The following is a 21,120-nucleotide window of genomic DNA, read 5'->3' as shown; positions in this document are numbered from 1 at the left end:
CGATCGTGCCCGCCGGTTCCTCCATGGCGACCGGCGGACGAATTCCAGGGGATGAGGCGCCGTGCGGGTGGATGGTGCCTCGTCCGGAGGGCGGACATCGCGGATGATGCGGACGTCCTCGCCCAGGGGTGTTCCACTCCTGCCGTGAGAAAAGGGGCGGCCTGCCGGCCGGCCCGTATAGGGCGGACCGAGGTTCGATGGCCGACTATTACCCCTTGCTGGCACGAGCGCTCCAAGCGATGCCGGACCGTTCCCCGGCCTTGCGCAAGGCGGTCTACGACCGGGCCCGCGGCGCCCTGATCGGGCAGCTTCGCTCGCTCGAACCGCCCCTGTCCGAAGCCGATATCGACCTCGAGAGCAAAGCCCTCGAAACCGCGATCAGCAAGGTCGAGAGCGAGCATGGCGGGCCGCCCGCCGCCGTCGCCAACGATGTGGCGCCGCCGGATTTCGCCGTGCCGGAGGAGCGCGACACGCTGCCGGAAGCGGAGGCGCCCGATCGATCCGCCGACACCGCGCGAGGTCGCGTCGCCGAGCCTGCCCTACCGCCGGCCTTGGAGCCGAATCTCGGGATCCGCCCGTCCCGTCCGGATCGCCAGCCGGGGGCGCCGACGGAGGCGTCGGCACCCGAGCCGCTGCCGCCGACGCAGGACGGACCGGCTCCGGTCTCCAGGGAGGCCGCGCCGGTCCTGCCGATCAAGCCCCGGAAGGCGAAATCCGCCGACAAGGTGGCCGACAGGAAAGCCGCGCGGGAAGCCGCACGGAAGGCTTCGAGCGGTGAGGCCGCGAGCGACGCGCCCGAGCCGGAACCGGCCGCCGAGCCGATGCCCGAGCCGCCGGTCGCCGAACGCGAGACGATGCCCGCAGCGGGCGATGGCGCCAATGCACGCCATCGCCCTCGCATCGACGTGGTCGCCCCGCGCAAGGGCCGCCCTCGTCTGATCCGCAACGTCTTCGTGGGAAGCGTCCTGCTCATCGTCGTCGGGCTGATCGCGGTGGCGGCCTTCATGCTGCGCGACAAGCCCTCGGACCTGCAGCCCGGCAACACCGAGGCACAGGGAGAAGCGACCGAGTCCGGGGCCTCGAAATACGCCGACCGGATCGGCGGCGAGGCTCCCGCCTCCTCGGAACGACGCGATTCCTCCTCCCGGCAGACGCCGGCCGCGACGCCGGCCGATCCGACCAAGCCGCCGGCCCAACCCGACGTGGCGGTCGCGCAGCGCGCCGTTCTCTTCGAGGAGAACACGGCGGGAGGAAATGCCCAGCCGATCACCTTCCAGGGCATGGTGGTGTGGCGGCTGGAGGCAATGAACGGCGAGCAGGGTCAGCCGCTCGAGACCGTCATCCGGGGACGTTTGACCTTCGCCGAGGCCGGCCTGTCCCTGGTGATGACCATCAGGCGGAATCTCGACCCCACCTTCCCCGCCTCCCACACCATCGAACTGGCCTTCACCACGACGAGTCCGGCCGGCGACACGCATTCGGTGCAGGATGTCGGCCTGCTGAGTGCGAAGGATGAGGAGGCAGGCCGCGGGTCGCCGGTCTCGGGCCTGCCGGTGCGCGTGAAGGAGAACCTGTTCCTGATCGGCTTGTCGTCGCTGCAGGCCGACGTGGACCGCAACACCGACCTCCTGGAGCACCGCAACTGGTTCGACCTGCCGATCAAGTTCGCCTCCGGGCCTCGCGGCGTACTGACCTTCGAGAAGGGCTCGTCGGGCAATCAGGTCATCCGCTCCGCCTTCGAGCAGTGGCGTCGGTAGAGCCGACAAGAAAAAAGCCGGTCCCGCATCAGCGGAACCGGCTCCTCCATCATCGATCTCAGAGGACGCGTCTCAGGCGTGGGCGGCAGCCCGCGGGGCCTCGCGGGTGGCGAGGTTACGCTTGACCGCCTCCTGGATCTTCTCGAACGCCCGCACCTCGATCTGGCGGACACGCTCGCGCGACACCCCGAACTCGCCCGACAGGTCTTCGAGGGTGATCGGGTCATCGGCGAGACGGCGAGCCTCGAAGATGCGGCGCTCGCGCGGGTTCAGGACCGACAGCGCGTCGCGCAGGGCGGTCAGACGGTTCTGGCCCTCTTCTTCACGAGCGAGCACGGTTTCCTGGCTCGGGCTGTTGTCCACCAGCCAATCCTGCCACTCCCCCTCCCCTTCCTCACGCAGCGGCGCGTTGAGGGAGGTATCGCCGGAGAGGCGGCGGTTCATGTCGATCACGTCCTGCTCGGGCACGCCGAGCTTGACCGCGATCTGAGCCACCTGATCCGGCTTGAGGTCTCCCTCGTCCAGGGCGGAAATCTTGCCCTTGGCCTTCCGGAGATTGAAGAACAGCTTCTTCTGGTTGGCGGTGGTGCCCATCTTCACCAGCGACCACGAGCGCAGGATGTATTCCTGGATCGCGGCCTTGATCCACCACATGGCATAGGTGGCCAGACGGAAGCCTTTGTCGGGCTCGAAGCGCTTGACGGCCTGCATCAGGCCGACATTGCCCTCGGACACGACCTCGCCGATCGGCAGGCCGTAGCCACGGTAGCCCATGGCGATCTTCGCCACGAGCCGCAGATGCGAGGTGACGAGCCGGTGCGCCGCATCGCGGTCGCCCTGTTCGCGCCAGCTCTTGGCCAGCGTGAACTCCTCGTTCGGCTCGAGCATCGGAAACTTGCGGATTTCATCGAGGTAGCGTGAAAGGCCACCCTCGGTGGCGAGCACGGGTAGTGCGCCTGCCATAGCCGTCTCTCCTTGAAAGGTCCCCCGAACGGGCGGACCAGAAACGAACCGTCGCTCCTCGAGCCGACCGTCCCACTCCCCGAGCCTACTCGGAAAGGAAACGGTGCGGTAGCGGTCCGTGACTCGACCATCGCCATCAACGCGCCAGCGAGCCGATTGCCCGAAGGTGGCACGAATGGCCGCGGCCCGGGGTGCGCCCGCACACCTGTTTGCCGGCGACCCTTGACAGCGACACCCCTGCAACAGGGACGGGGGTCGAGGGGTTCCCCCTGCCGTCACGGGTCCGCGCCCCCGCGCGCTCCCGCGTCCTCAGGACCGATCGTTCGCCTTCAGCGCTGCGATGAGGGACGCCATGTCCGGCGGGATCGGGCTCTCGAAGCGCAGGACCTCGCCGGTGCGGGGATGCTCGAACCCGAGAATCGCCGCATGGAGCGCCTGCCGGCCCAGGGCTTCCAGCTCGGCCCGCGCCGCCGGCCCCAGGCGCGCGGCCTTGGTCTTGAAGGCGTTGCCATAGACCGCATCGCCGAGAAGCGGATGGCCGCGATGGCTCAGATGGACGCGGATCTGGTGGGTCCGCCCGGTCTCCAGCCGGCACCGGACCAGGGCGACCTCGGTTCCGGCATCCAGGATGTCCTCGACGACGTAATGGGTGATCGCCGTGCGCCCTTCGCCCGGGCGCATGACCGCGATCTTCTCGCGGTTGCGCTGGCTGCGCGCGAGCTCGACGTCGATCGTGCCCAGGCGCGGCTCCGGCGCCCCCCAGGTCAGGGCGAGATAGGCGCGCTCCAGGGGCCCGCTGCGGCCATGGTCGGCGAATTGCGCGGTGAGTCCCTTATGGGCGAGATCGTTCTTGGCCACGACGAGGAGACCGCTCGTGTCCTTGTCGAGCCGGTGCACGATCCCCGGCCTCCGCACGCCGCCGATGCCCGACAGGCTCTCCCCGCAATGGGCGATGAGGCCGTTCACCAGGGTTCCGGCATCGTGGCCGGGGGCCGGGTGGACCACCAGCCCCGCCGGCTTGTCGATGACGATCAGGTCGTCGTCCTCGTGAACGATGACGAGGTCGAGGGTCTCCGCCACCGGCGTCGCGTCCACCGGCGCGGGAATGATCACGTCGAGGACGGCGCCCGCGCCGACCTTCAGCGACAGGTCGAGGACGACGACCCCGTCCTTGCTCACCTGACCGGTGCGGATCAGGTCCTGCAGCCGCGAGCGCGACACGTCCGGCAGCGCGCGGGCGAGTGCCCTGTCGATGCGTTCCGCCTGCGCGTCCAGGTCGAGGACGACGCGGCGGTCCTGCGGTTCTTGCACGATGTGATCACTTTCGCTGCCGATGGAATTTAAGCGCGCGGGAGGCCTTGCTCCCCCGCGCGACCGTCGCTATACGATCGCCAACCGGCCGGAAAGCTCCCATCGTCTAGCGGTCTAGGACGTCGCCCTCTCACGGCGAAAACAGGGGTTCGATTCCCCTTGGGAGCGCCAGCGGTTCTTGCAGGTCGGTCGTCCTGACACAACAGCCTCGCCCCTGTCCCCGGATCGGCCCGAGGCCGGCGATGCGCCGCACCCTGCTCTCGACACTCTTCTCGCTCGCCCTCCTCTGGTCCGCAGGACCGGGCATCGCATCGCCCGGCTGTCTGGCGCTTGCGCCGCGTCAGCCGATGCCCCTCGAGGCCAGTCCCCAATCGGCGTCCGTGGCCGAACTGCGCGAGCGCAGCGCCCCGCTCTCCGCACAGCTGACCGGGCGGGACCTCAGCGCGCACCGCCTCGTCTTCCTGGGGGATTCCATCACCCAAGGATGGGATTCCGACCTCTGGGGCATGTTCTGGGGAGAATGGTCGCCGCTCAATCTGGGGCTCTGGGGCGATCGCACGCAGGACGTGCTCTGGCGCCTCGATCACGGACAATGGCCGCCATCCCTGAAGCCCGACCTCGTGGTGCTCCTGATCGGCACCAACAATGCCGACAGGGGCAGCCGGCCCGAAGACACAGCTCTCGGCATCGCGGAGATCATCCGCGTCCTCCAGGCCCGCGCGCCGGACAGCCGGATCCTTCTCCTCGGCATCCTGCCACGGGGCGAGGACGCCACGTCGCCAGAGCGCGCCGTGAATGCGCGGGTGAACGAGCTGATCCGCCGCTGCGGCGACGACAGGCGCGTGATCTACCTCGATCCCGGCCGCGCCATGGTCGATGCGGCGGGCCATCTCTCACCCCGGGTCATGGCCGACCGACTTCACCCGACGAGCCTGGGCTACGCCATTCTCGGGGGCGCCCTCGACGCGCGCATCCGTCAGCTGATGACGCGTTGACCCGGTGTGAGGTCAGACCGAGGGGACGGCATCGACGCGCCGCCGCTCCCGATAGGGCGCATAGAGCCGGAGAATGGCGCGCTGCGAGGGGCGCTCGACACCGTAGCAGACGGCGCTCCCCAGGATGAGGACGAGACAGAACGCCGTCAGGATCGCCAGATCGGCACCGAGCCCCCACCGGACGAGGCCGCCGATGAGGAAATAGCCGATCACCTGGTGCAGGAGGTAGAGCGAGTAGGAGATCGCTCCGAGGAAGATCAGCACGGGGGACCGCAGGATCGTCAGATATCCCGCGGCGGCGGCCATCACGAGACCGACGAAGAAAGCCGCTTTCAGGGACGCTGAGGGCTGGAACCCTTGCTCCGGCCAGAACGAGACGCTTGCCGCCGCGGTTGCCAGGAACAGGCTCGCCACGACCAGGGGCGTGCGCTCGCCGCGATGGAGCTTGTAGCCGAGGGCGCCGGCGGCAAACAGATGGGCGAAGGTGGCGTTGAGGAGGATGGCGCCGCAGCTCGCCGCCGTGCGGCAGGCATAGACGTTCGTATCGGCCACGAACACGTTATAGAGGGAGGTCACGATGATCCACCCCAGGAGCACGCTGGTGGTGTGACGAGACCCGAGCCCGAAATAGGCGGCGGCGAAGAACGCGTAGAACAGGATCTCCCGCGTCAGCGTCCAGTAGGCCGGATCGATGAAGGGCATGTCGGTGAGGCCGTTCGCCATGGTCAGCGACGCCAGGAAGCCCTGGAGCGTCAGATGGAACGGGTTGAACCCGGTGGCGACGATCAGACCGGTGGTGAGCAGGGCGCTGAACCAGAAGGCCGGATAAAGCCTGGCAAAGCGGCTCGCGATGAAGTCGAGGGCCGTGCGCGACCGCTCGAGCGTCATCGCGATCACGAATCCGCTGATGACGAAGAAGAGCGCCACCCCGGCCTGGCCTGACGTGAATCGGACCAGCGGCTGAGTGCCGGTCCAGCCGATCTCATTTCCGTAAGCGGCCGTGAAGTGGAAGACGACGACGAGGATTGCGGCGATCCCGCGCAAGGCGTCGAGTTCGAGGAGCCTTCCCGGTCGCTCAGGCGATCGCTCGTGGCCTGCCATCATGGTCCGCCCTGGTCGCTCCGGTCATGCCATGAACGCCGTCCTCGGCACACCGTCGCAGACCCTCTGTTTCGGCATGATGGCGTCAGGAGGCGCTTCTACTTCCTTAAACGTCGGCGATCCGTCGGTGGACTCTCTGGGAGCGTTCTTGGGGCGAATTGTTGGGGCGCATTCTTGGGGTACACTCTCGGGTGCCCTCCCCCTCGATATCGACGCTGCGTGTGGCGCGATCCCGCGCTCCGGCCGGGCTCCTCGTCCAAAAGAGCTTCGCCGCCCCGGCCCCTGCCCCGCCGGTGGCTCATCGCGAACGAACGCCCCCGGATCGTTGTGCACCGCACGCGCCGATCGGTTACCCGTTGAACGAGCGTCGGTTTCGGGCGAATGCCGCGGGACGGCCCCTATCGTCAAAGTGCGGCGCAATGACGAATGTCGGCGGGACAGGCCGCCGCCGCCCTTGCGGCTGATGAACGCCCGATTAACACTACTTACTCCGAAGGAACGAATCGACCGATTCGTTGAGGCCGGGAGACACGCCATGTCCCAGACGATTCACGTCAAACCGACCCATGACGGCACCTATACGGTCTATCGCGGGCCCACGGCCCTCGTCAGTGGCCTCACCCGGCTTCAAGCCGAACTCTATCAAGCCAGCATCACCCGTCAGGCGCAGCGCCCCCAGGTGGCATTGACGGCGTGATCCGGCGCGGCGCGCGGATGGAGGATCATCCCTGCGTCAGCATCAACACCCGGAGGTCGGCGATCGTCCCGGCCTCGGTCAGGCCGCGTTCCTTGGCCTCGACGACATAACGGCCGTCGGCTCTGGTCACCGCATAGACATGATAGCTCGCACGGCGGTGCAACGCGCCGCCATGCGACACCGCCGAGGCCGAGGGAGCGCCGACCACGGGGACGCTCATGCGTCCTGGCCCTTTGACGAAGCTAATGCTTCCCACATGGTTGTGCCCGTGCAGGATCAGGTCCGCGCCGGCGCGACCGATCATTGCCGTGAACATGTCCGCATCCTTCAATTCGCGCCCCGGCGACGCCCCCCCGGGCTGGGGTGGATGATGGATCATGACCACCCGAAACGGCGGTTCGGGCTCACGGCCCAAGCGTGTCAGAATCGCCTCGACGGTCTCGATCTGAGGGGGGCCGACCCGGCCGCTCGCGACGAAGGGTTTTGTCGGAATGGCCGACGACACTCCGATGAGCGCGAGCGGACCGCGCCGCCTGAGATACGGAAACACCCCATCGGTGCCGTCGTCGCCCGAGGTCCAGGCACCGCAGGCCTTCAACAGACCCTCGAGCGAGCCGCGCACATAGGCGTCGTGATTGCCCGGAACGAAGCTCACCGCGTCCGGGGAGCCGAGTGCTTCGAGGAACACCTTGGCCGTCGACCACTCGCTCGGCAGGCCGATGTTGCACAGGTCCCCCGTGCAGGCGACGTGATCGTGGGGCTGCGTCCGCAGATCGGCCACCAGCGCCGCGAGGATTTCCATGTCGTGGTGGCGGCTGCGCCCGCGCCGCCAGTTCACGTAGCCGGTGGCCCGCTTGCTCAGAAGCTGGCGCAGGCGCGGACGGGCGATGGGGCCGACATGCGGATCGGTGAGGTGAGCGAGGCGGAACATCGGTCTCCGTTTCGAAACAGGCGCTCGCCTTCGTCACTCCCGGCTACCGCGTCAAGCCTCGTTCCTTTTCGGCCGGGAGCTTCGAACCGAGCGCCGGGAGCACCGCCCGTCCCGCATCGCGGACCTACGCCGATCGGCATCGCTCCCGCCGCGACGCTCACACGCATGTGACGATCGAGCAACCGGACCGCACGACGTGAAGCGGCCCCGGCATGGTTGCGCGGGCAATTCGAACGGCGTTAGACCCTGCGGGACCGGCATGGCTCGCGAGCGGGCGACGTTCGGTGTCAGGCGCCGACGACGCAACCGGGCGTGGACGTCTCGAGCACCGACTGGACGGATGGCCGATCCGGCGGCCCGCGGAACCGAGTGAATGAGCCTTCTCAAGCGCGTCGGCCGGTCGCCACCGGTTCAGAAAAGCCTCGGCTTTGCCGCCTATCACTACCTGCGCCTCGTGCGCGCCACCAACCGCTTCACGGTGGAGCCGGCCGAGCCGCACCGGTGGCTCGACGGGCTGTCGCCGTTCATCGCCGGGATGTGGCACGGCCAGCATACGATGATCTCGTTCATGCGCCGGCCGCAGGACCGGATCGCCACGATCATCTCGCGCTCGGCGGACGGCAACATCAACACCATCGCCCTCACCCGGATGGGGGTTCGCGTCATCCGGGCCTCCGGAGCCCGTGGCCGCGCCGTGCGGGACGTCCGGGCGAAGGGCGGGGCGGAAGGCCTGCGCGCCATGATCCGCGCCCTGAAGGACGGCGAGAGCGTCGCCTTCAGCGCCGACGTGCCCAAGGTGTCGCGCCGATGCGACGTCGGCATCCTCACCCTGGCGCGCTTCTCAGGCCGGCCGATCATTCCCGTCGCCGTGGTGACGAGCCGGCACCTGCGCTTCAACAGCTGGGACAAGGCCTGTTTCGGGCTGCCCTTCGGCAGGGGCGCCATGGTCTTCGGCGAGCCGGTCCTCGTCCCGCGCGACGTCGAACCGGAGGAACTGGAGCGTCTGCGCCAGCGGCTGGAGCACGAGATGAACCGGGTCCACGATCGCGCCTACACCCTCGTCGGGCGCCTCGACCGGGTCGTCGATCCGGTGGCCGGTTCCCTTGCCCTCGGACCGTTCGCGTGAAGACGCCTCCCCTCACCATCGCCCTCCAGGCCTATCGCTACGGGCTCTATGTGGGTGAGCCGGCGGTGGCCGGCCTGTTGGCCTGGCGCTCGCGCAAGGGCAAGGAAGACCCCCGTCGCCTGCCCGAGCGCCGTGGCCTTCCCGGGCGGGCACGCCCCACCGGACCCCTGGCCTGGATGCACGGCGCCAGCGTCGGCGAGGTGCTCTCCCTCGTCGGATTGATCGACGGCATGATCGCCCGGGGGTTCAGCGTCCTCGTCACCACGGGAACCCGCAGCGCCGCCGAACTGATCGGCCGGCGCCTGCCGGCGGGCGCGGTGCATCAATACATGCCCCTCGACGCGCCGCGCTGGATCGAGCGCTTCATCGATCATTGGCAGCCGGATCTGGCGCTGGTGGCGGAATCCGAGATCTGGCCGAATACGGTCATCGCCCTGCACCAGCGCGGCATCCCCCTCCTCCTCGTCAACGGCCGGATGTCGGAACGCTCGTTCAAGGGCTGGGCGCGCTCGCCGCGGACGGCGGAAGCCCTGCTCTCGCGCATCGCCATCTGCCTCGCCCAGACCAAGGACGATGCCGAGCGCTTCGAAAGGCTCGGCGCGCCCCGCGTGAGCGTCGCCGGGAACCTGAAATACGATTCGGCCGTCCCCCCGGCGGACGACCAGCAGCTCGCCTATCTGCGCGACGTCGTCGGCGACCGGCCGGTCTGGGTCGCGGCCAGCACGCATCCGGGCGAGGATGCCATGGTGGCCGAGGCCCACGCGACGCTGAGGGCGAGACTGCCGAATCTCCTGACCATCGTGGTCCCGCGCCATCCCCAGCGCGGCGGGGAGGTCGCGGAATGCGCCGCCGCCGTCGGCCTGCGCAGCGCGCAGCGCTCGCGCGGCGGCCGCCCCCATGGGGGCGTCGATTTCTACGTCGCCGATACGCTCGGGGAACTGGGCCTGTTCTACCGCCTCGCGCCGCTGGTGTTCCTCGGTGGCTCGATGACACGGCGCGGGGGCCAGAACCCGATCGAACCCACCCGCCTCGACGCGGCGATCCTGCACGGGCCGAACGTCCAGAACTTCGCCCAGGTCTATCGCGCCCTCGACGAGGCCGGTGGGGCGAGGATGGTGGCGGATGCCGGGGAACTGGCAACCGCCTTGGCCGACCTCCTCCTCGACACGCCCCGATCCCGCGCCATGGCCGCTGCCGGCAACGCCGCCCTGCGGCCGTTCGAAGGGGCGGTGGAGCGCACCCTCGCGATCCTCGACCCCTTCATCGCCCAGATGAAGCTCACGGCCATGGCCGGCTCCTGATGCGCCCTCCGGCCTTCTGGGATGTTCCGGGTCATTCCCTCGGTTGGATCCTGGCGCCCCTCGGGCATCTCTACGGATCGCGGGTCGCCGCCCGCATGGACCGCGCGGGCGAGCGGGCGGCATGCCCCGTCGTCTGCATCGGCAACTTCACCCTCGGCGGGGCCGGCAAGACCCCCACCGCCCTCGCGGTGGCGGCGTTGCTGAGGAGGATCGGCGCGGAGCCCGCCTTCCTGACCCGTGGCTATGGCGGGCGTCTTGCCGGCCCGGTGGCGGTGGATCCGGCCCGGCACACCTCCCTGGACGTGGGCGACGAGCCGCTCCTCCTCGCACGCGGCGCCCGCACGGTCCTCGCCCGCGACCGCCCCGCAGGGGCGAGGCTGTGCCGGGCTCTCGGTGCCGATGTGGTGGTGATGGATGACGGGCTCCAGAATCCGAGCCTCGCCAAGGATCTGTCCCTCGCGGTGGTCGATGCCGGCAGCGGCAGCGGCAACGGCCTCGCCTTCCCGGCCGGCCCGTTGCGGGCACCGCTCGCGCGGCAATGGCGCCATGTCCACGGCCTCGTCGTCATCGGCGCGGGTGCCCAGGGCGAGGCATTGGCGGTGGAGGCGGGGTCGCGGGGGCTGCCGGTCCATCGGGGCCGCCTGGTCCCGACAGCGCCGACAGCCGTCGTGGGACAGCCCGTGCTGGCTTTCGCCGGGATCGGTCGACCGCAGAAATTCTTCGAAACCCTCGCGCAGGCCGGAGCGAGCGTCATCGAGACCCGGACCTTTCCGGATCACCACCCCTATGGTGCAGCGGACCTCGCCGCGCTCGCGGCATGGGCCCACGCCCTGGGGGCGATGCTGGTGACGACGGAGAAGGACATGGTGCGCCTGCCGGCGGATTTCGCCGCCGGGGTGACGGCACTAGGCGTGACCCTTCGGTTCGACGACGAGGGAAGCCTCCTCGCCCAGCTGAGCCGCGCGGGCGAGGCGTTCAGCCCGGCGACCGTCCCAGCTCGGCCAGACGCTTCATCACCGCCTCGGGCGTGATGTAGGCCTCCTGTCGTTCGGCGCTCCAGTAGCGCAGGCTGTCGAGGGCGATCGGCTCGCCGGTCACCGCGCAGCGCACGAAACTGCCGGGCTTCACGATGCGCATGGTGCCGTCGCCATACTCCACCGTCGCCTCGCCGGAGGCCTTGCGTTCGAACCGACCCAGCATGTCTCGCCCGCTTCCCAACTGAGACCATCGAAGGATCGTTCTAGGATCGTGACGGCGCCATGTCGATGATGTTCGCTGACGCTCGAAAGGGCGTCGGATGGCGCGCGAACGGGGGGTCCGATGGCGCTCGACAGGGGGGTGGCGTTCCTGTTCTAACAGCCGTCGAATCCTCCCACCGGACCCGATGCGATGACGGACACAATCGGCGCGGACCTCGCGGCTCTGTTCGAGGCCGCCGCGGCTGCTAAGTCCCTGGCCTATGCGCCTTATTCGAACTTTCCCGTCGGCGCCGCCGTGAGGGACGAGCACGGCCGCCTGCATGCCGGCTGCAACGTCGAGAACGCCGCCTATCCCGTCGGCACCTGCGCCGAAGCCGGCGCCATCGCCGCCATGATCGCGGCCGGCGGACGCGCCATCACCACCATCCTCATCACCGGAAACGGACCGATTCTGGTGACGCCGTGCGGCGCGTGCCGCCAGCGCATCAGGGAGTTCGCCGAACCCGAAACGCCGATCCACATCGCCGGACCGGAGGGTATCCGCCGCAGCTTCACCCTGGAGGCGCTGCTCCCCGAGTCCTTCGGCCCCGACAATCTGAAGCTCAGGTATTCGCACTCCGATGCCTGACGCAGCCATTTCCCTCGCCGCCGACGTCGTGCGGAGTCACGGCTTCGGCGGTCCCTACGATGCCGCGATCGTTACGGGCACGGGCCTCGGGCTCGTCGCAGGCAAGCTCGAAGACCGCTTCTCTCTCGCCTACTCGGCAATTCCGGGCTTTCCCTCCCCTGGCGTGACCGGGCATGGCGGCACCCTCCATGCTGGGCGACTCGCCGGGCGGCGGGTGCTGGTCTTCGAAGGGCGGAGCCACGCCTACGAGACCGGCGACGCGGCCGTCATGAAGGTGCCCCTCAGCGTCGCCAAGGCGCTCGGAGCCCCGCTCCTTCTCCTCACCAACGCGGCGGGATCGATGCTGCCACAGGCAGGGCCGGGCAGCCTCGTGGTCATGACCGACCACATCAACCTGTCGGGCCTCAATCCGCTCATCGGCGAGACGGGCGATGACCGCTTCGTCCCCATGGGCGGAGCCTACGATGCGGCGGCGCGCGGGATTCTCCACGAGGCCGCGCGCGCGTGTGCGATTCCACTGCATGAGGGCGTCTATGCGTGGTTCTCAGGCCCGAGTTTCGAGACCCCGGCCGAGATCCGCATGGCGAAGTGCTTTGGCGCCGACCTCGTCGGCATGTCGACAGTACCCGAGGTGATCCTCGCACGGTTCTTCGGGCTGAGGGTCGCGGCGATCTCGGTGGTCACGAACCTCGCTGCCGGAATCGGAGATGGTGATCCGCATCACGAAGAGACCAAGCGCACGGCCGCCGCCGCCGCGGTCGACCTCACCCGTCTCATCGACGCGTTCGTCGCACGGCTGTAGGACAGGGGCATGATCGTCGATCCCCATCATACGGATACCGCCATTGCCCGGCGCGCCCTGCCCCTCCTCGATCTCACCGATCTCGGCAATGCCTGCTCGGATCAGGCTATCGAAACACTCTGCGGCAAAGCCCGCGCGAGCCGGGTCGCCGCGATCTGTGTCTGGCCCCAGCATATCCACCGCTGCGCGGACCTACTGGCTGGAAGTCCCGTCCGCATTGCCACGGTGATCAATTTCCCCGCCGGAGGCACGGATATCGAGCGCGCGGTCGACGATACCGCCGAGGCACTGGATGACGGAGCGCATGAGATCGACCTCGTCATGCCCTACCGGACGTTTCTCGCCGGCGACGCGGGGATTGCGGCAGGGATGATCGAGGCCGTGCGGGAGATCACAGGACGCGCGATCCTCAAGGTGATCCTGGAATCCGGCGCCATGCCGGACACGGGGAGCGTCACTGAAGCCAGCCGTCTCGCCATCGCCGCAGGAGCGGATTTCCTCAAGACCTCCACGGGCAAGAGCACCGTCTCCGCAACGCCGGAGGCCGCCGCGGCGATGCTCGCTGCCATCCGGGACAGCGGACGAACGGTCGGATTCAAGGTGTCCGGCGGGTTACGGACTGTTGCCGATGCCGCCCTGTATCTTGCCATCGCTGACCGGATCATGGGACCGGGCTGGGTCGAGCCGACGACCTTCCGCATCGGGGCGAGCAGCCTGCACGACGCTCTGACCGCCAGCCTCGGTGGTCAGGCATGATGCTGCCGCAGGAGCTGATCCGGGCCAAGCGGGACGGGCACGTCCTTACGGATGCCGAGATCACGCACTTCGTCTGCGGCCTCACGGACGGGCGGGTGACCGAGGGGCAGGCCGCCGCTTTCGCCATGGCGGTGTTCTTCCGTGGCCTGTCGCTGCCCGAGCGCGTGGCCCTGACGCGGGCAATGACTCATTCAGGCACGGTACTGGACTGGGATTTACCCGGCCCCGTTCTCGACAAACATTCAACCGGAGGCGTCGGCGATGCGGTCAGTCTCGCCCTCGCCCCGATGGTCGCTGCCTGCGGCGGCTACGTGCCGATGATCTCCGGCCGCGGGCTCGGGCATACCGGCGGCACCCTCGATAAGCTCTCCAGCATCCCCGGCTACGACGCGACGCCCGGCCTCGACCGATTCCGCAGCGTCACCCGCTCCATCGGCTGCGCAATCATCGGGCAGACGGCCGATCTCGCCCCGGCGGATCGGCGCCTTTACGCCATCCGTGACGTGACCGGCACGGTAGAATCCCTCGACCTCATCACCGCGTCGATCCTCTCGAAGAAGCTCGCCGCCGGCCTCGACGGCCTCGTCATGGACGTTAAGACCGGTTCCGGTGCCTTCATGGCCGGTATCGAAGAAGCGCGGGCCTTGGCCGAGAGCATTGTCTCCGTGGCCAACGGCGCCGGCCTCAACACTGTGGCGCTCATCACCGACATGGACGCCCCCCTCGCCTCCTCTGCCGGGAACGCTCTGGAAGTGGCTTACATCGTCGATTACCTCACAGGTCGCACCTGCGAGCCGGTATTCCATGCCGTGACCGTGTCGCTCTGCGCCGAAATGCTGATTCTGGGAGGCCTCGCCACGGACATCGCCGACGCGGCGCAAAGGGTCGAAGACGCCCGCGATTCAGGACGGGCCGCCGCGATCTTCGGGCGCATGGTCTCCGCCTTGGGTGGGCCTGCCGATTTCATCGAGAAGGTCGACCAGTATTGCCCCGTCGCGCCGGTGATCCGCCCGGTGAAAGCTCTCAGGACGGGCATCGTCTCGCAGATCGAGACCCGTGAGATCGGGCTCGCCGTCATTGCGCTGGGCGGCGGACGCACCCGGCCCCAGGACGACATCGATCCGGCGGTGGGTCTCTCGGCGCTGGCCCGTCCGGGCGATGCCGCAGACCTTCTCGGCATCGTCCATGCCCGCACCGAAACCCAGGCCGATGCCGCCGAAACGACCTTGCGGGCGGCCTACCGGATCGCCCCCGACGCCCCTCTCCCGCGACCGGGCATCATCCAGCGGATCGCCTGATAAGCATGGCAGCCGGTACGCGCAGGGGAACGACGCCGCGCATCCATTTCAGGAACCGGGCGGACGCACGAGAACCATCGTACACAACGCCTTCGCCAGCGTACTGACAGACTCGAGCTTTCTCATCAGAGGACTATGACGATCGTGAGCGAGAAGAGGGTAGCCCGCACTCCGTGAAACCGAGGGAGTTTGCCCGCACCATTCGATCGGTAGCAATCTAAGCTCGACAGAAAGACGCCCCGGCGGAGGATACCGCCGGGGTCTTTTCACTAGAAGCGGTAGTAGCCGCCATGGCGATGCCCATGATGGTGGTGGTGGCCCCAGCCATGATGGCGCGGGCGCCATCCGTGATGACCATGACCGCCCCAGCCGTACCCCCGGTGCCCACCCCATCCATGACGGTGATGTCCGCCCCAGCCATGGTGCCTGCGATGATGGTGATGATGCCCGCCCCAGCCGTACTGGACCGGAACGATGTCGGCCGGCGCCGATTCGGCTAGGGCAGCGGCGGGAGCAAGTGGTGCCGCCTGAACGATGCTCGGCGCTATGCCGATAACGCCGAGGGTGAGCGCAGCAGCGGCGAGCCACCCCCTTGTCCGATGTGCGAATGCGCGAAAGGCCATGTCCAGTCTCCGTCGTCTCGCTGCGTCAGGGCTGTCCCGGCGCAATAATCTGACGGTAGTGGCGATGGGCTGAACCATGGATGAGCTGCGTCTTCAGGTGGTGTTCGGCGGCGGTCCCTCAGGGACGGCGGTAGACCCAGACACGTGCTGGCGGTAGGTTGAGCCAGACCCGGCTCGACCGGCTGGCCGTGTAGCTCCCGGCATCGCAGCGCTCGGGGATCGGCGGTACGACCGCATAGGTGAACTGCACGAAGGGCGAGCCCGGATGCATGAGCGTGTGCGTGGCGTTCAGAAGCCCGAGCCGCTGTTCCAGGGGCTTGGTGAACAGCGGCAGGCTGGAGACAGTGGCGGCGGCCTTTTCGGTGAGAAGCTCACCGATGGTCTCGCGGATATTGTAGGCATCTCCACGCAAGACCGTGGCCCGTGGAAAGCGCTTCTGCAGCAGCTTGCAGAAGTCCGGGTTGTATTCCACCAGGACGAGCCGCTCCTGCTCGATGCCGCGGCGGATCAGTGCTTCGGTGACGGGACCAGTGCCGGGCCCTAACTCGATGACGGGTCCCGGGACACGGGGGTCCACGTAGGACGCCATCATGCGGGCCAACATCCTGCCCGACGGCGTTACCGATCCGGTAACGAGGGGACGTTCGAACCAGGACCGCAGGAAACGCGCTTCATCTTCCAGCGGCTCCCGCCGTTCACGGACCGAACCGGTGGCGGCATAGGCTTTAGCGCTGGGTCGATGGAGCGGCGGCAAGATCCAATGTCCTCAGATCACGCATGGGAAGTCTAGGCTAGACGACGAAAGCCATGGCCCGTCAAGGTCGAAGCTCGGCATAGGGCGGTACCGGCGCATCGTGCTTTTGGCGACGATGCAGCGCTGCCACAGCCACAACGACGGCCAAGCCGTTTCGATCCGCCATCCCGTATATCGCGGATCGTCACGACCTCGCGACGCCGCTCAAACCATCGAAGAAATCGCGGACCTTGGAGAAAAACCCGGCACTTTCGGGATGGTTCTCGTCCGAGGCCGTGTTGGTGAACTCCTGAAGCAATTCGCGCTGGCGCTTCGACAGGTTCTGCGGTGTCTCGACAAAGACCTGAATATAGAGATCGCCGACATCGCGGGACCGGAGGACCGGCATGCCCTTGCCCTTGATCCGAAACTGTTTGGCCGTCTGCGTGCCTGCGGGAATGCGGACCTCGGTCTGCGAACCGTCGATGACCGGCACAGTGATCTCCCCTGACAGGGCAGCAGTGACCATCGAAATCGGCACACGGCAAAACAGATCGGCACCATCCCGCTGAAAGAAGGTATGCGGCTTGATCGAGAGGAAGACGTAAAGGTCGCCGGCCGGGCCGCCGCGCAGGCCTGTCTCGCCCTCGCCGGCCAGACGGATCCGCAGGCCATCGTCGACGCCGGCCGGGACATTGATCGAGAGTGTGCGCTCCCGGGTCACACGACCCGCTCCGGAGCAATTGCCGCACGGATTATCGATAATCTCACCGCGTCCGTGACAGGCCGGGCAGGTGCGCTCGATGGCGAAGAACCCTTGCGCCGCCCGTACGCGACCGTAGCCGCCGCAGGTCTGACAGGGCTTGGGCTTGGATCCGGCCTTCGCGCCGCTCCCGGAGCAGACCTCGCAGGTGACGGCCGTCGCCATCGTGATGGTTTCGGTTTTGCCGGCGAACGCATCCTCGAGAGAGATCTCGAGATTGTATCGCAGGTCGGCGCCGCGCTCGCGGGTCGCGCCACCGCGACCTCCGCGCGCACCGCCCGCCGCCGCGCCACCGCGTCCATCACCGAAGAAATTGTCGAAGATGTCCGACATGAAGTCACCGAATTCGTTACCGAATCCGGGGCCACCCGCTCCGCCCTGCTGAAAGGCGGCATGGCCGAAGCGGTCATAAGCCGCGCGCTTCTGCCCATCGGTGAGCGTCTGGTAGGCCTCGTTGATTTCCTTGAACTTGAGTTCTGCTTCCGCATTCCCCGGATTACGATCCGGGTGATAGGTCATCGCCAGCTTGCGGAAAGCGACCTTCATCTCGCCGTCGGTCGCGGTTTTTGAGACCCCAAGAATCTCGTAATAGTCCCGCTTCGACATTCCCCGTCCTCAAAAGTCCCTGGCGGATCACACTGATCGTCTCGGGATCACGCCATTGTCGCTGACCAGACATGATGCGGGGCCGGATCACTCCGGCCCCGCATGCAGCGTGGGCCTTATGCCCGCTTCTTCTGGTCCTTGTCATCGACTTCCTGGAAGTCGGCGTCGATGACGTCATCCTTTTTGGGCTCCTGGCCGTCAGCGCCCTCGGCCCCGCCTTCGGGTGTCTGGCCGGCTGCATACATCGCTTCGCCGAGCTTCATCGATGACTGCATCAGGTCCGTCGTGCGGGACTTGATAACTTCGACGTCGTCCCCCTCAAGCGCCGTGCGAAGAGCGGTCATAGCAGTTTCAATCGCGCCCTTGTCGTCGGCCGAGACCTTGTCGCCGTACTCCTTCACCGACTTCTCGGTGGCGTGGATCAGGCTCTCGCCCTGGTTCTTCACCTCAACGAGCTCGCGGCGCTTCTTGTCGGCCTCGGCATTGGCCTCGGCGTCCTTCACCATCCGGTCGATGTCGGCATCCGACAGGCCACCCGAGGCCTGGATGCGGATCTGGTGCTCCTTGTTCGTCGCCTTGTCCTTGGCCGTCACGTTGACGATACCATTGGCGTCGATGTCGAAGGTCACCTCGATCTGCGGCATGCCGCGCGGGGCCGGCGGGATGCCCATGAGGTCGAACTGGCCGAGCATCTTGTTGTCGGCCGCCATCTCGCGCTCACCCTGGAAGACCCGGATGGTGACCGCATTCTGGTTGTCCTCGGCCGTCGAGAAGGTCTGCGACTTCTTGGTCGGGATGGTGGTGTTGCGGTCGATGAGCCGGGTGAACACGCCGCCCAGGGTCTCGATGCCCAGCGACAGCGGAGTCACGTCGAGGAGCAGCACGTCCTTCACGTCGCCCTGGAGCACGCCGGCCTGCACCGCCGCACCGATGGCCACGACCTCGTCCGGGTTGACGCCCTTATGGGGCTCCTTGCCGAAGAAGGACTTCACGACTTCCTGGATCTTCGGCATGCGGATCATGCCGCCGACCAGAACCACCTCGTCGATCTCGGAGGCCGAGACCCCCGCATCCTTCAAAGCCTTGCGGCAGGGCTCGATGGTGCGCTGGACGAGATCGTCGACCAGGCTCTCGAACTTGGCGCGGCTGAGCTTGAGCGCGAGGTGCTTCGGCCCGGTCGCATCAGCAGTAATGTAAGGCAGGTTGATCTCGGTCTGCGTCGCCGAGGACAGCTCGATCTTCGCCTTCTCGGCAGCCTCCTTGAGGCGCTGAAGGGCAAGCTTGTCCTTCGTCAGGTCGATACCCTGCTCCTTCTTGAATTCGGAGGTGAGGTACTCGACGACACGGTTGTCGAAATCCTCGCCGCCGAGGAAGGTGTCGCCGTTGGTGGACTTCACCTCGAACACGCCGTCTCCGATCTCGAGGATCGACACGTCGAAGGTGCCGCCGCCGAGATCGTAGACCGCGATCGTGCCGGTCTTCTTCTTGTCGAGGCCGTAGGCGAGAGCGGCCGCCGTAGGCTCGTTGATGATGCGCAGCACTTCAAGGCCGGCGATCTTGCCAGCATCCTTGGTGGCCTGACGCTGGGCGTCGTTAAAGTAGGCGGGAACAGTAATGACGGCCTGCGTCACCGGCTGGCCGAGATGGGCCTCGGCAGTCTCCTTCATCTTCTGAAGCGTGAAGGCGGAGATCTGCGAAGGGGAGTACTTCTTACCGTCCGCCTCGACCCAGGCATCGCCATTGTCGCCGCGGACGATCTTGTAGGGCACGAGGCCCTTGTCCTTCTGCGTCATCGGGTCGTCGTAGGTGCGACCCACCAGACGCTTGATGGCGAAAAACGTGTGTTCCGGATTAGTGACCGCCTGGCGCTTGGCCGGCTGGCCGACGAGACGCTCTCCATCGTCGAGAAAGGCGACGATGGACGGCGTGGTGCGCGCGCCTTCCGCGTTTTCGATGACCTTGGGCTGCGTGCCTTCCATGACGGCCACGCAGGAATTGGTGGTGCCCAGATCGATGCCGATTACTTTACCCATGGTGGGATCCCTCTCATGTCATTTGGTCAAGCAGACCGCCGAGCCCCGAAGCGGCCCGGCCCATGGCGGTGAAGAACGAAAGATTGTGAGAGCGGAATTCGAACCAGCCAGAGCGCCTGAAACGCGCCCATCCAGGTCTTAATCCCGCGTCCCGTCGGATATAAGAAGGGTGATGCGGGGCCGCAAGGCGACACGCTCCGAACTGCCACGCCGACCTCATCGCCTTTGCGGACCAGGATGTTCGCACACGGGATGACAGATATTCGGCGCCGTGGACCCCAAAAATGTTGCAGGGACGCCACGTCCGCGCCATCGATCGCGTGCTAGGCTCGGTTATGAAAGACCGGCTGCCGGGCCGTCAGCGCGGATCGGAAGCAGGTCGGCCATCGGAAGCGTCAGCCCCACATATGATACCGGGTTTCGAAAAAGCTGATGCAAAGACGAAAGCCCGTTGCACATTCACGGTTCGTCGGTCCGGTGCTGCGAGCTTCAGAGGCATGAAAGACCTGATGCGTCCGTCCCGAGCCTTCCGCCTGATCCCCTCTCTCCTCGTCCTGCCCCTGGTCGCTCTCTCGGCTCACGAAGCGTCCGCGCAGAACTTTTTCGAGGAACTGTTCGGCATCGGCAAGGCGGCCAAGCCTCCTGTGCCGTCGCGTGGAGTACCTCCGGCGGGGGCGCCTCAGCCAGGGACACTGCTCCCGCAAGGCGCGCCGGGAGAATCGGCGCCGGAAGCGCCGAAAGCGGCTCCGGCTCCCCTGCGCCCCGTCGTCCTCAAGACGCCGGGCGATGATAACATTCTTGGCCAGGAACTCCTGCTGAACGGCCTGACCGGGAGCCTCAAGATCGACAAGGCGGGCAGCGCGGCAACGGTGCGGGTCACCCTGCCCGGCACCAAGATTTCGCAGCCGAATGAGGCCTGCAAGGTTCCGCTTTCGGGCGGCTCGCCGATCTCCCTATCCTCCGAGGGACGTCCCCAGGGCGTGGCACGCTACGAGATAGCGGGCGGCGAATGTCCGCTTCGGTTCGAGGTTCTCGAGGGTAGCGTCTTGGTGACGTCGCTGGGCGGCAGTCGTGTCTGCAGCTTCGCATCGGCCGATTGCGCAACGACTCCTTCGGGTCTCTGGGGACCTGCCGCCGCAACCCTGATCCCACGTTCCGCCGAATTCGATTCCGGACGAGGCGTCGCTGACAAGGCTGTGAGAGACAATTACAAGGTGATGACTCAGCGTGCCCGTGGGCAGGATGTTCGCACGATCGTGACCGAACAGGCGGCTTTCTCCTCCGACCGCGAGCAAACATGCCGGACCTATGCCCGCGAGGGCGCCCACGGCTTCTGCAACGTGCGCTTTACTGAAGCCCGTGCCTTGTCTCTCGCGGCGAGGCTCGGTGCCAATACGAGCACACCGACCGCGAGCACGACGCCACGCCCGCGCAAGCCGAAGCCGGCGGTGGAGGGGATGAACCCCGACGGTGACGGTTCTCCGGTCGGCGAGTGAG

At 67.3% G+C, this 21,120-nt stretch carries 19 protein-coding genes and 1 tRNA gene; 12 read left to right on the top strand and 8 right to left on the bottom strand.

The genetic code is table 11. From position 1 onward, the window contains the following. Positions 1 to 197: 197 nt before the first annotated feature. A complete protein-coding gene (locus MKK51_RS12180) occupies positions 198 to 1,757 on the top strand; it encodes a histidine kinase (protein ID WP_243977375.1) in 1,560 nt (519 codons plus the stop codon). Positions 1,758 to 1,829: 72 nt separating this feature from the next. Here the strand turns inward: MKK51_RS12180 and rpoH are convergent, their stop codons facing one another. Then, positions 1,830 to 2,720, bottom strand: a complete 891-nt coding sequence (rpoH, locus tag MKK51_RS12175; RefSeq protein ID WP_026175648.1) for an RNA polymerase sigma factor RpoH — start codon at positions 2,718 to 2,720, stop codon at positions 1,830 to 1,832. Positions 2,721 to 3,029: 309 nt separating this feature from the next. After that, positions 3,030 to 4,031: an RluA family pseudouridine synthase gene (locus MKK51_RS12170; RefSeq protein WP_243977374.1), complete on the bottom strand. Its 1,002-nt coding sequence runs from the start codon at positions 4,029 to 4,031 to the stop codon at positions 3,030 to 3,032. 95 nt (positions 4,032 to 4,126) lie between these two features. Here MKK51_RS12170 and MKK51_RS12165 point away from each other — a divergent pair. Together MKK51_RS12165 and MKK51_RS12160 are read left to right on the top strand one after the other, a co-directional pair. Then, positions 4,127 to 4,202 (top strand) — tRNA-Glu (locus tag MKK51_RS12165). Positions 4,203 to 4,273: 71 nt separating this feature from the next. Next, entirely contained in the window at positions 4,274 to 5,026 is a 753-nt protein-coding gene (locus tag MKK51_RS12160) for a GDSL-type esterase/lipase family protein (RefSeq protein WP_243977372.1), read from the top strand. Between the two features lie 12 nt (positions 5,027 to 5,038). Here MKK51_RS12160 and MKK51_RS12155 read toward each other — a convergent pair whose 3' ends face one another. Next, positions 5,039 to 6,130 carry an acyltransferase family protein gene (locus MKK51_RS12155; RefSeq protein WP_243977369.1) on the bottom strand — a complete coding sequence of 364 codons (1,092 nt, stop codon included), beginning with the start codon at positions 6,128 to 6,130 and terminating at the stop codon, positions 5,039 to 5,041. A 532-nt stretch (positions 6,131 to 6,662) separates the two neighbouring features. On the opposite strand from MKK51_RS12155, the gene MKK51_RS12150 reads away from it, so the two are divergent. Beyond that, positions 6,663 to 6,824, top strand: coding sequence for a hypothetical protein (locus MKK51_RS12150; RefSeq protein WP_243977367.1), 162 nt, complete (start codon positions 6,663 to 6,665; stop codon positions 6,822 to 6,824). 25 nt (positions 6,825 to 6,849) lie between these two features. On the opposite strand, the gene MKK51_RS12145 is transcribed toward MKK51_RS12150, so the two are convergent. After that, positions 6,850 to 7,755: a metallophosphoesterase family protein gene (locus tag MKK51_RS12145; protein WP_243977366.1), complete on the bottom strand. Its 906-nt coding sequence runs from the start codon at positions 7,753 to 7,755 to the stop codon at positions 6,850 to 6,852. Positions 7,756 to 8,128: 373 nt separating this feature from the next. On the opposite strand from MKK51_RS12145, the gene MKK51_RS12140 reads away from it, so the two are divergent. The 3 genes from MKK51_RS12140 to lpxK are packed head-to-tail and all read left to right on the top strand — an operon-like array spanning position 8,129 to position 11,213. Then, a complete protein-coding gene (locus MKK51_RS12140) occupies positions 8,129 to 8,881 on the top strand; it encodes a lysophospholipid acyltransferase family protein (protein WP_243977365.1) in 753 nt (250 codons plus the stop codon). Then, entirely contained in the window at positions 8,878 to 10,182 is a 1,305-nt protein-coding gene (locus tag MKK51_RS12135) for a 3-deoxy-D-manno-octulosonic acid transferase (protein ID WP_243977364.1), read from the top strand. Before MKK51_RS12140 ends, MKK51_RS12135 begins: the two co-directional genes overlap by 4 nt. Continuing rightward, positions 10,182 to 11,213: a tetraacyldisaccharide 4'-kinase gene (lpxK, locus tag MKK51_RS12130; RefSeq protein WP_243977363.1), complete on the top strand. Its 1,032-nt coding sequence runs from the start codon at positions 10,182 to 10,184 to the stop codon at positions 11,211 to 11,213. The genes MKK51_RS12135 and lpxK overlap by 1 nt, the downstream gene beginning before the upstream one ends. Here lpxK and MKK51_RS12125 read toward each other — a convergent pair. Next, the gene (locus MKK51_RS12125; RefSeq protein WP_027170736.1) at positions 11,158 to 11,382 is read right to left on the bottom strand and encodes a DUF2093 domain-containing protein; all 225 of its coding nucleotides are present in this window, start codon (positions 11,380 to 11,382) and stop codon (positions 11,158 to 11,160) included. The genes lpxK and MKK51_RS12125 overlap by 56 nt on opposite strands. Positions 11,383 to 11,571: 189 nt before the next feature. Here MKK51_RS12125 and cdd point away from each other — a divergent pair, with 189 nt between their 5' ends. From cdd to deoA, 4 genes are read left to right on the top strand one after another with little or no spacing between them, the layout of a single operon-like run. Continuing rightward, on the top strand, positions 11,572 to 12,009 hold the full coding sequence (gene cdd, locus MKK51_RS12120) for a cytidine deaminase (protein WP_243977362.1): 438 nt from the start codon (positions 11,572 to 11,574) through the stop codon (positions 12,007 to 12,009). Continuing rightward, on the top strand, positions 12,002 to 12,811 hold the full coding sequence (locus tag MKK51_RS12115; RefSeq protein WP_243977361.1) for a purine-nucleoside phosphorylase: 810 nt from the start codon (positions 12,002 to 12,004) through the stop codon (positions 12,809 to 12,811). The genes cdd and MKK51_RS12115 overlap by 8 nt, the downstream gene beginning before the upstream one ends. Positions 12,812 to 12,820: 9 nt before the next feature. Beyond that, a complete protein-coding gene (gene deoC, locus MKK51_RS12110) occupies positions 12,821 to 13,567 on the top strand; it encodes a deoxyribose-phosphate aldolase (RefSeq protein ID WP_243977360.1) in 747 nt (248 codons plus the stop codon). Next, entirely contained in the window at positions 13,564 to 14,865 is a 1,302-nt protein-coding gene (deoA, locus tag MKK51_RS12105; protein ID WP_243977359.1) for a thymidine phosphorylase, read from the top strand. Before deoC ends, deoA begins: the two co-directional genes overlap by 4 nt. Before the next feature lie 741 nt (positions 14,866 to 15,606). On the opposite strand, the gene MKK51_RS12100 is transcribed toward deoA, so the two are convergent. From MKK51_RS12100 to dnaK, 3 genes are all read right to left on the bottom strand, one after another. Then, the gene (locus tag MKK51_RS12100) at positions 15,607 to 16,242 is read right to left on the bottom strand and encodes a class I SAM-dependent methyltransferase (protein ID WP_243977358.1); all 636 of its coding nucleotides are present in this window, start codon (positions 16,240 to 16,242) and stop codon (positions 15,607 to 15,609) included. 184 nt (positions 16,243 to 16,426) lie between these two features. Then, a complete protein-coding gene (gene dnaJ / locus MKK51_RS12095) occupies positions 16,427 to 17,590 on the bottom strand; it encodes a molecular chaperone DnaJ (RefSeq protein ID WP_243977356.1) in 1,164 nt (387 codons plus the stop codon). A gap of 116 nt (positions 17,591 to 17,706) precedes the next feature. Continuing rightward, on the bottom strand, positions 17,707 to 19,623 hold the full coding sequence (gene dnaK, locus MKK51_RS12090) for a molecular chaperone DnaK (protein WP_243977353.1): 1,917 nt from the start codon (positions 19,621 to 19,623) through the stop codon (positions 17,707 to 17,709). Between the two features lie 509 nt (positions 19,624 to 20,132). On the opposite strand from dnaK, the gene MKK51_RS12085 reads away from it, so the two are divergent. Continuing rightward, the gene (locus tag MKK51_RS12085) at positions 20,133 to 21,119 is read left to right on the top strand and encodes a hypothetical protein (protein WP_243977585.1); all 987 of its coding nucleotides are present in this window, start codon (positions 20,133 to 20,135) and stop codon (positions 21,117 to 21,119) included. The last annotated feature ends 1 nt before the right edge of the window (position 21,120 follow it).

Origin of the sequence: Methylobacterium sp. E-045, assembly GCF_022829685.1 — a bacterium.
Classification (GTDB): Bacteria; Pseudomonadota; Alphaproteobacteria; order Rhizobiales; family Beijerinckiaceae; genus Methylobacterium.
This window is presented reverse-complemented; position numbering and strand designations above follow the sequence as displayed.

Coding starts and splice junctions, on each gene's coding strand:
- MKK51_RS12180 (WP_243977375.1), top strand. CDS start 198: ATGGCCGACTATTACCCCTTGCTGGCACGAGCGCTCCAAGCGATGCCG.
- rpoH (WP_026175648.1), bottom strand. CDS start 2,720: ATGGCAGGCGCACTACCCGTGCTCGCCACCGAGGGTGGCCTTTCACGC.
- MKK51_RS12160 (WP_243977372.1), top strand. CDS start 4,274: ATGCGCCGCACCCTGCTCTCGACACTCTTCTCGCTCGCCCTCCTCTGG.
- MKK51_RS12155 (WP_243977369.1), bottom strand. CDS start 6,130: ATGATGGCAGGCCACGAGCGATCGCCTGAGCGACCGGGAAGGCTCCTC.
- MKK51_RS12150 (WP_243977367.1), top strand. CDS start 6,663: ATGTCCCAGACGATTCACGTCAAACCGACCCATGACGGCACCTATACG.
- MKK51_RS12145 (WP_243977366.1), bottom strand. CDS start 7,755: ATGTTCCGCCTCGCTCACCTCACCGATCCGCATGTCGGCCCCATCGCC.
- MKK51_RS12140 (WP_243977365.1), top strand. CDS start 8,129: ATGAGCCTTCTCAAGCGCGTCGGCCGGTCGCCACCGGTTCAGAAAAGC.
- lpxK (WP_243977363.1), top strand. CDS start 10,182: ATGCGCCCTCCGGCCTTCTGGGATGTTCCGGGTCATTCCCTCGGTTGG.
- MKK51_RS12125 (WP_027170736.1), bottom strand. CDS start 11,382: ATGCTGGGTCGGTTCGAACGCAAGGCCTCCGGCGAGGCGACGGTGGAG.
- cdd (WP_243977362.1), top strand. CDS start 11,572: ATGACGGACACAATCGGCGCGGACCTCGCGGCTCTGTTCGAGGCCGCC.
- MKK51_RS12115 (WP_243977361.1), top strand. CDS start 12,002: ATGCCTGACGCAGCCATTTCCCTCGCCGCCGACGTCGTGCGGAGTCAC.
- deoC (WP_243977360.1), top strand. CDS start 12,821: ATGATCGTCGATCCCCATCATACGGATACCGCCATTGCCCGGCGCGCC.
- deoA (WP_243977359.1), top strand. CDS start 13,564: ATGATGCTGCCGCAGGAGCTGATCCGGGCCAAGCGGGACGGGCACGTC.
- dnaJ (WP_243977356.1), bottom strand. CDS start 17,590: ATGTCGAAGCGGGACTATTACGAGATTCTTGGGGTCTCAAAAACCGCG.
- dnaK (WP_243977353.1), bottom strand. CDS start 19,623: ATGGGTAAAGTAATCGGCATCGATCTGGGCACCACCAATTCCTGCGTG.
- MKK51_RS12085 (WP_243977585.1), top strand. CDS start 20,133: ATGCGTCCGTCCCGAGCCTTCCGCCTGATCCCCTCTCTCCTCGTCCTG.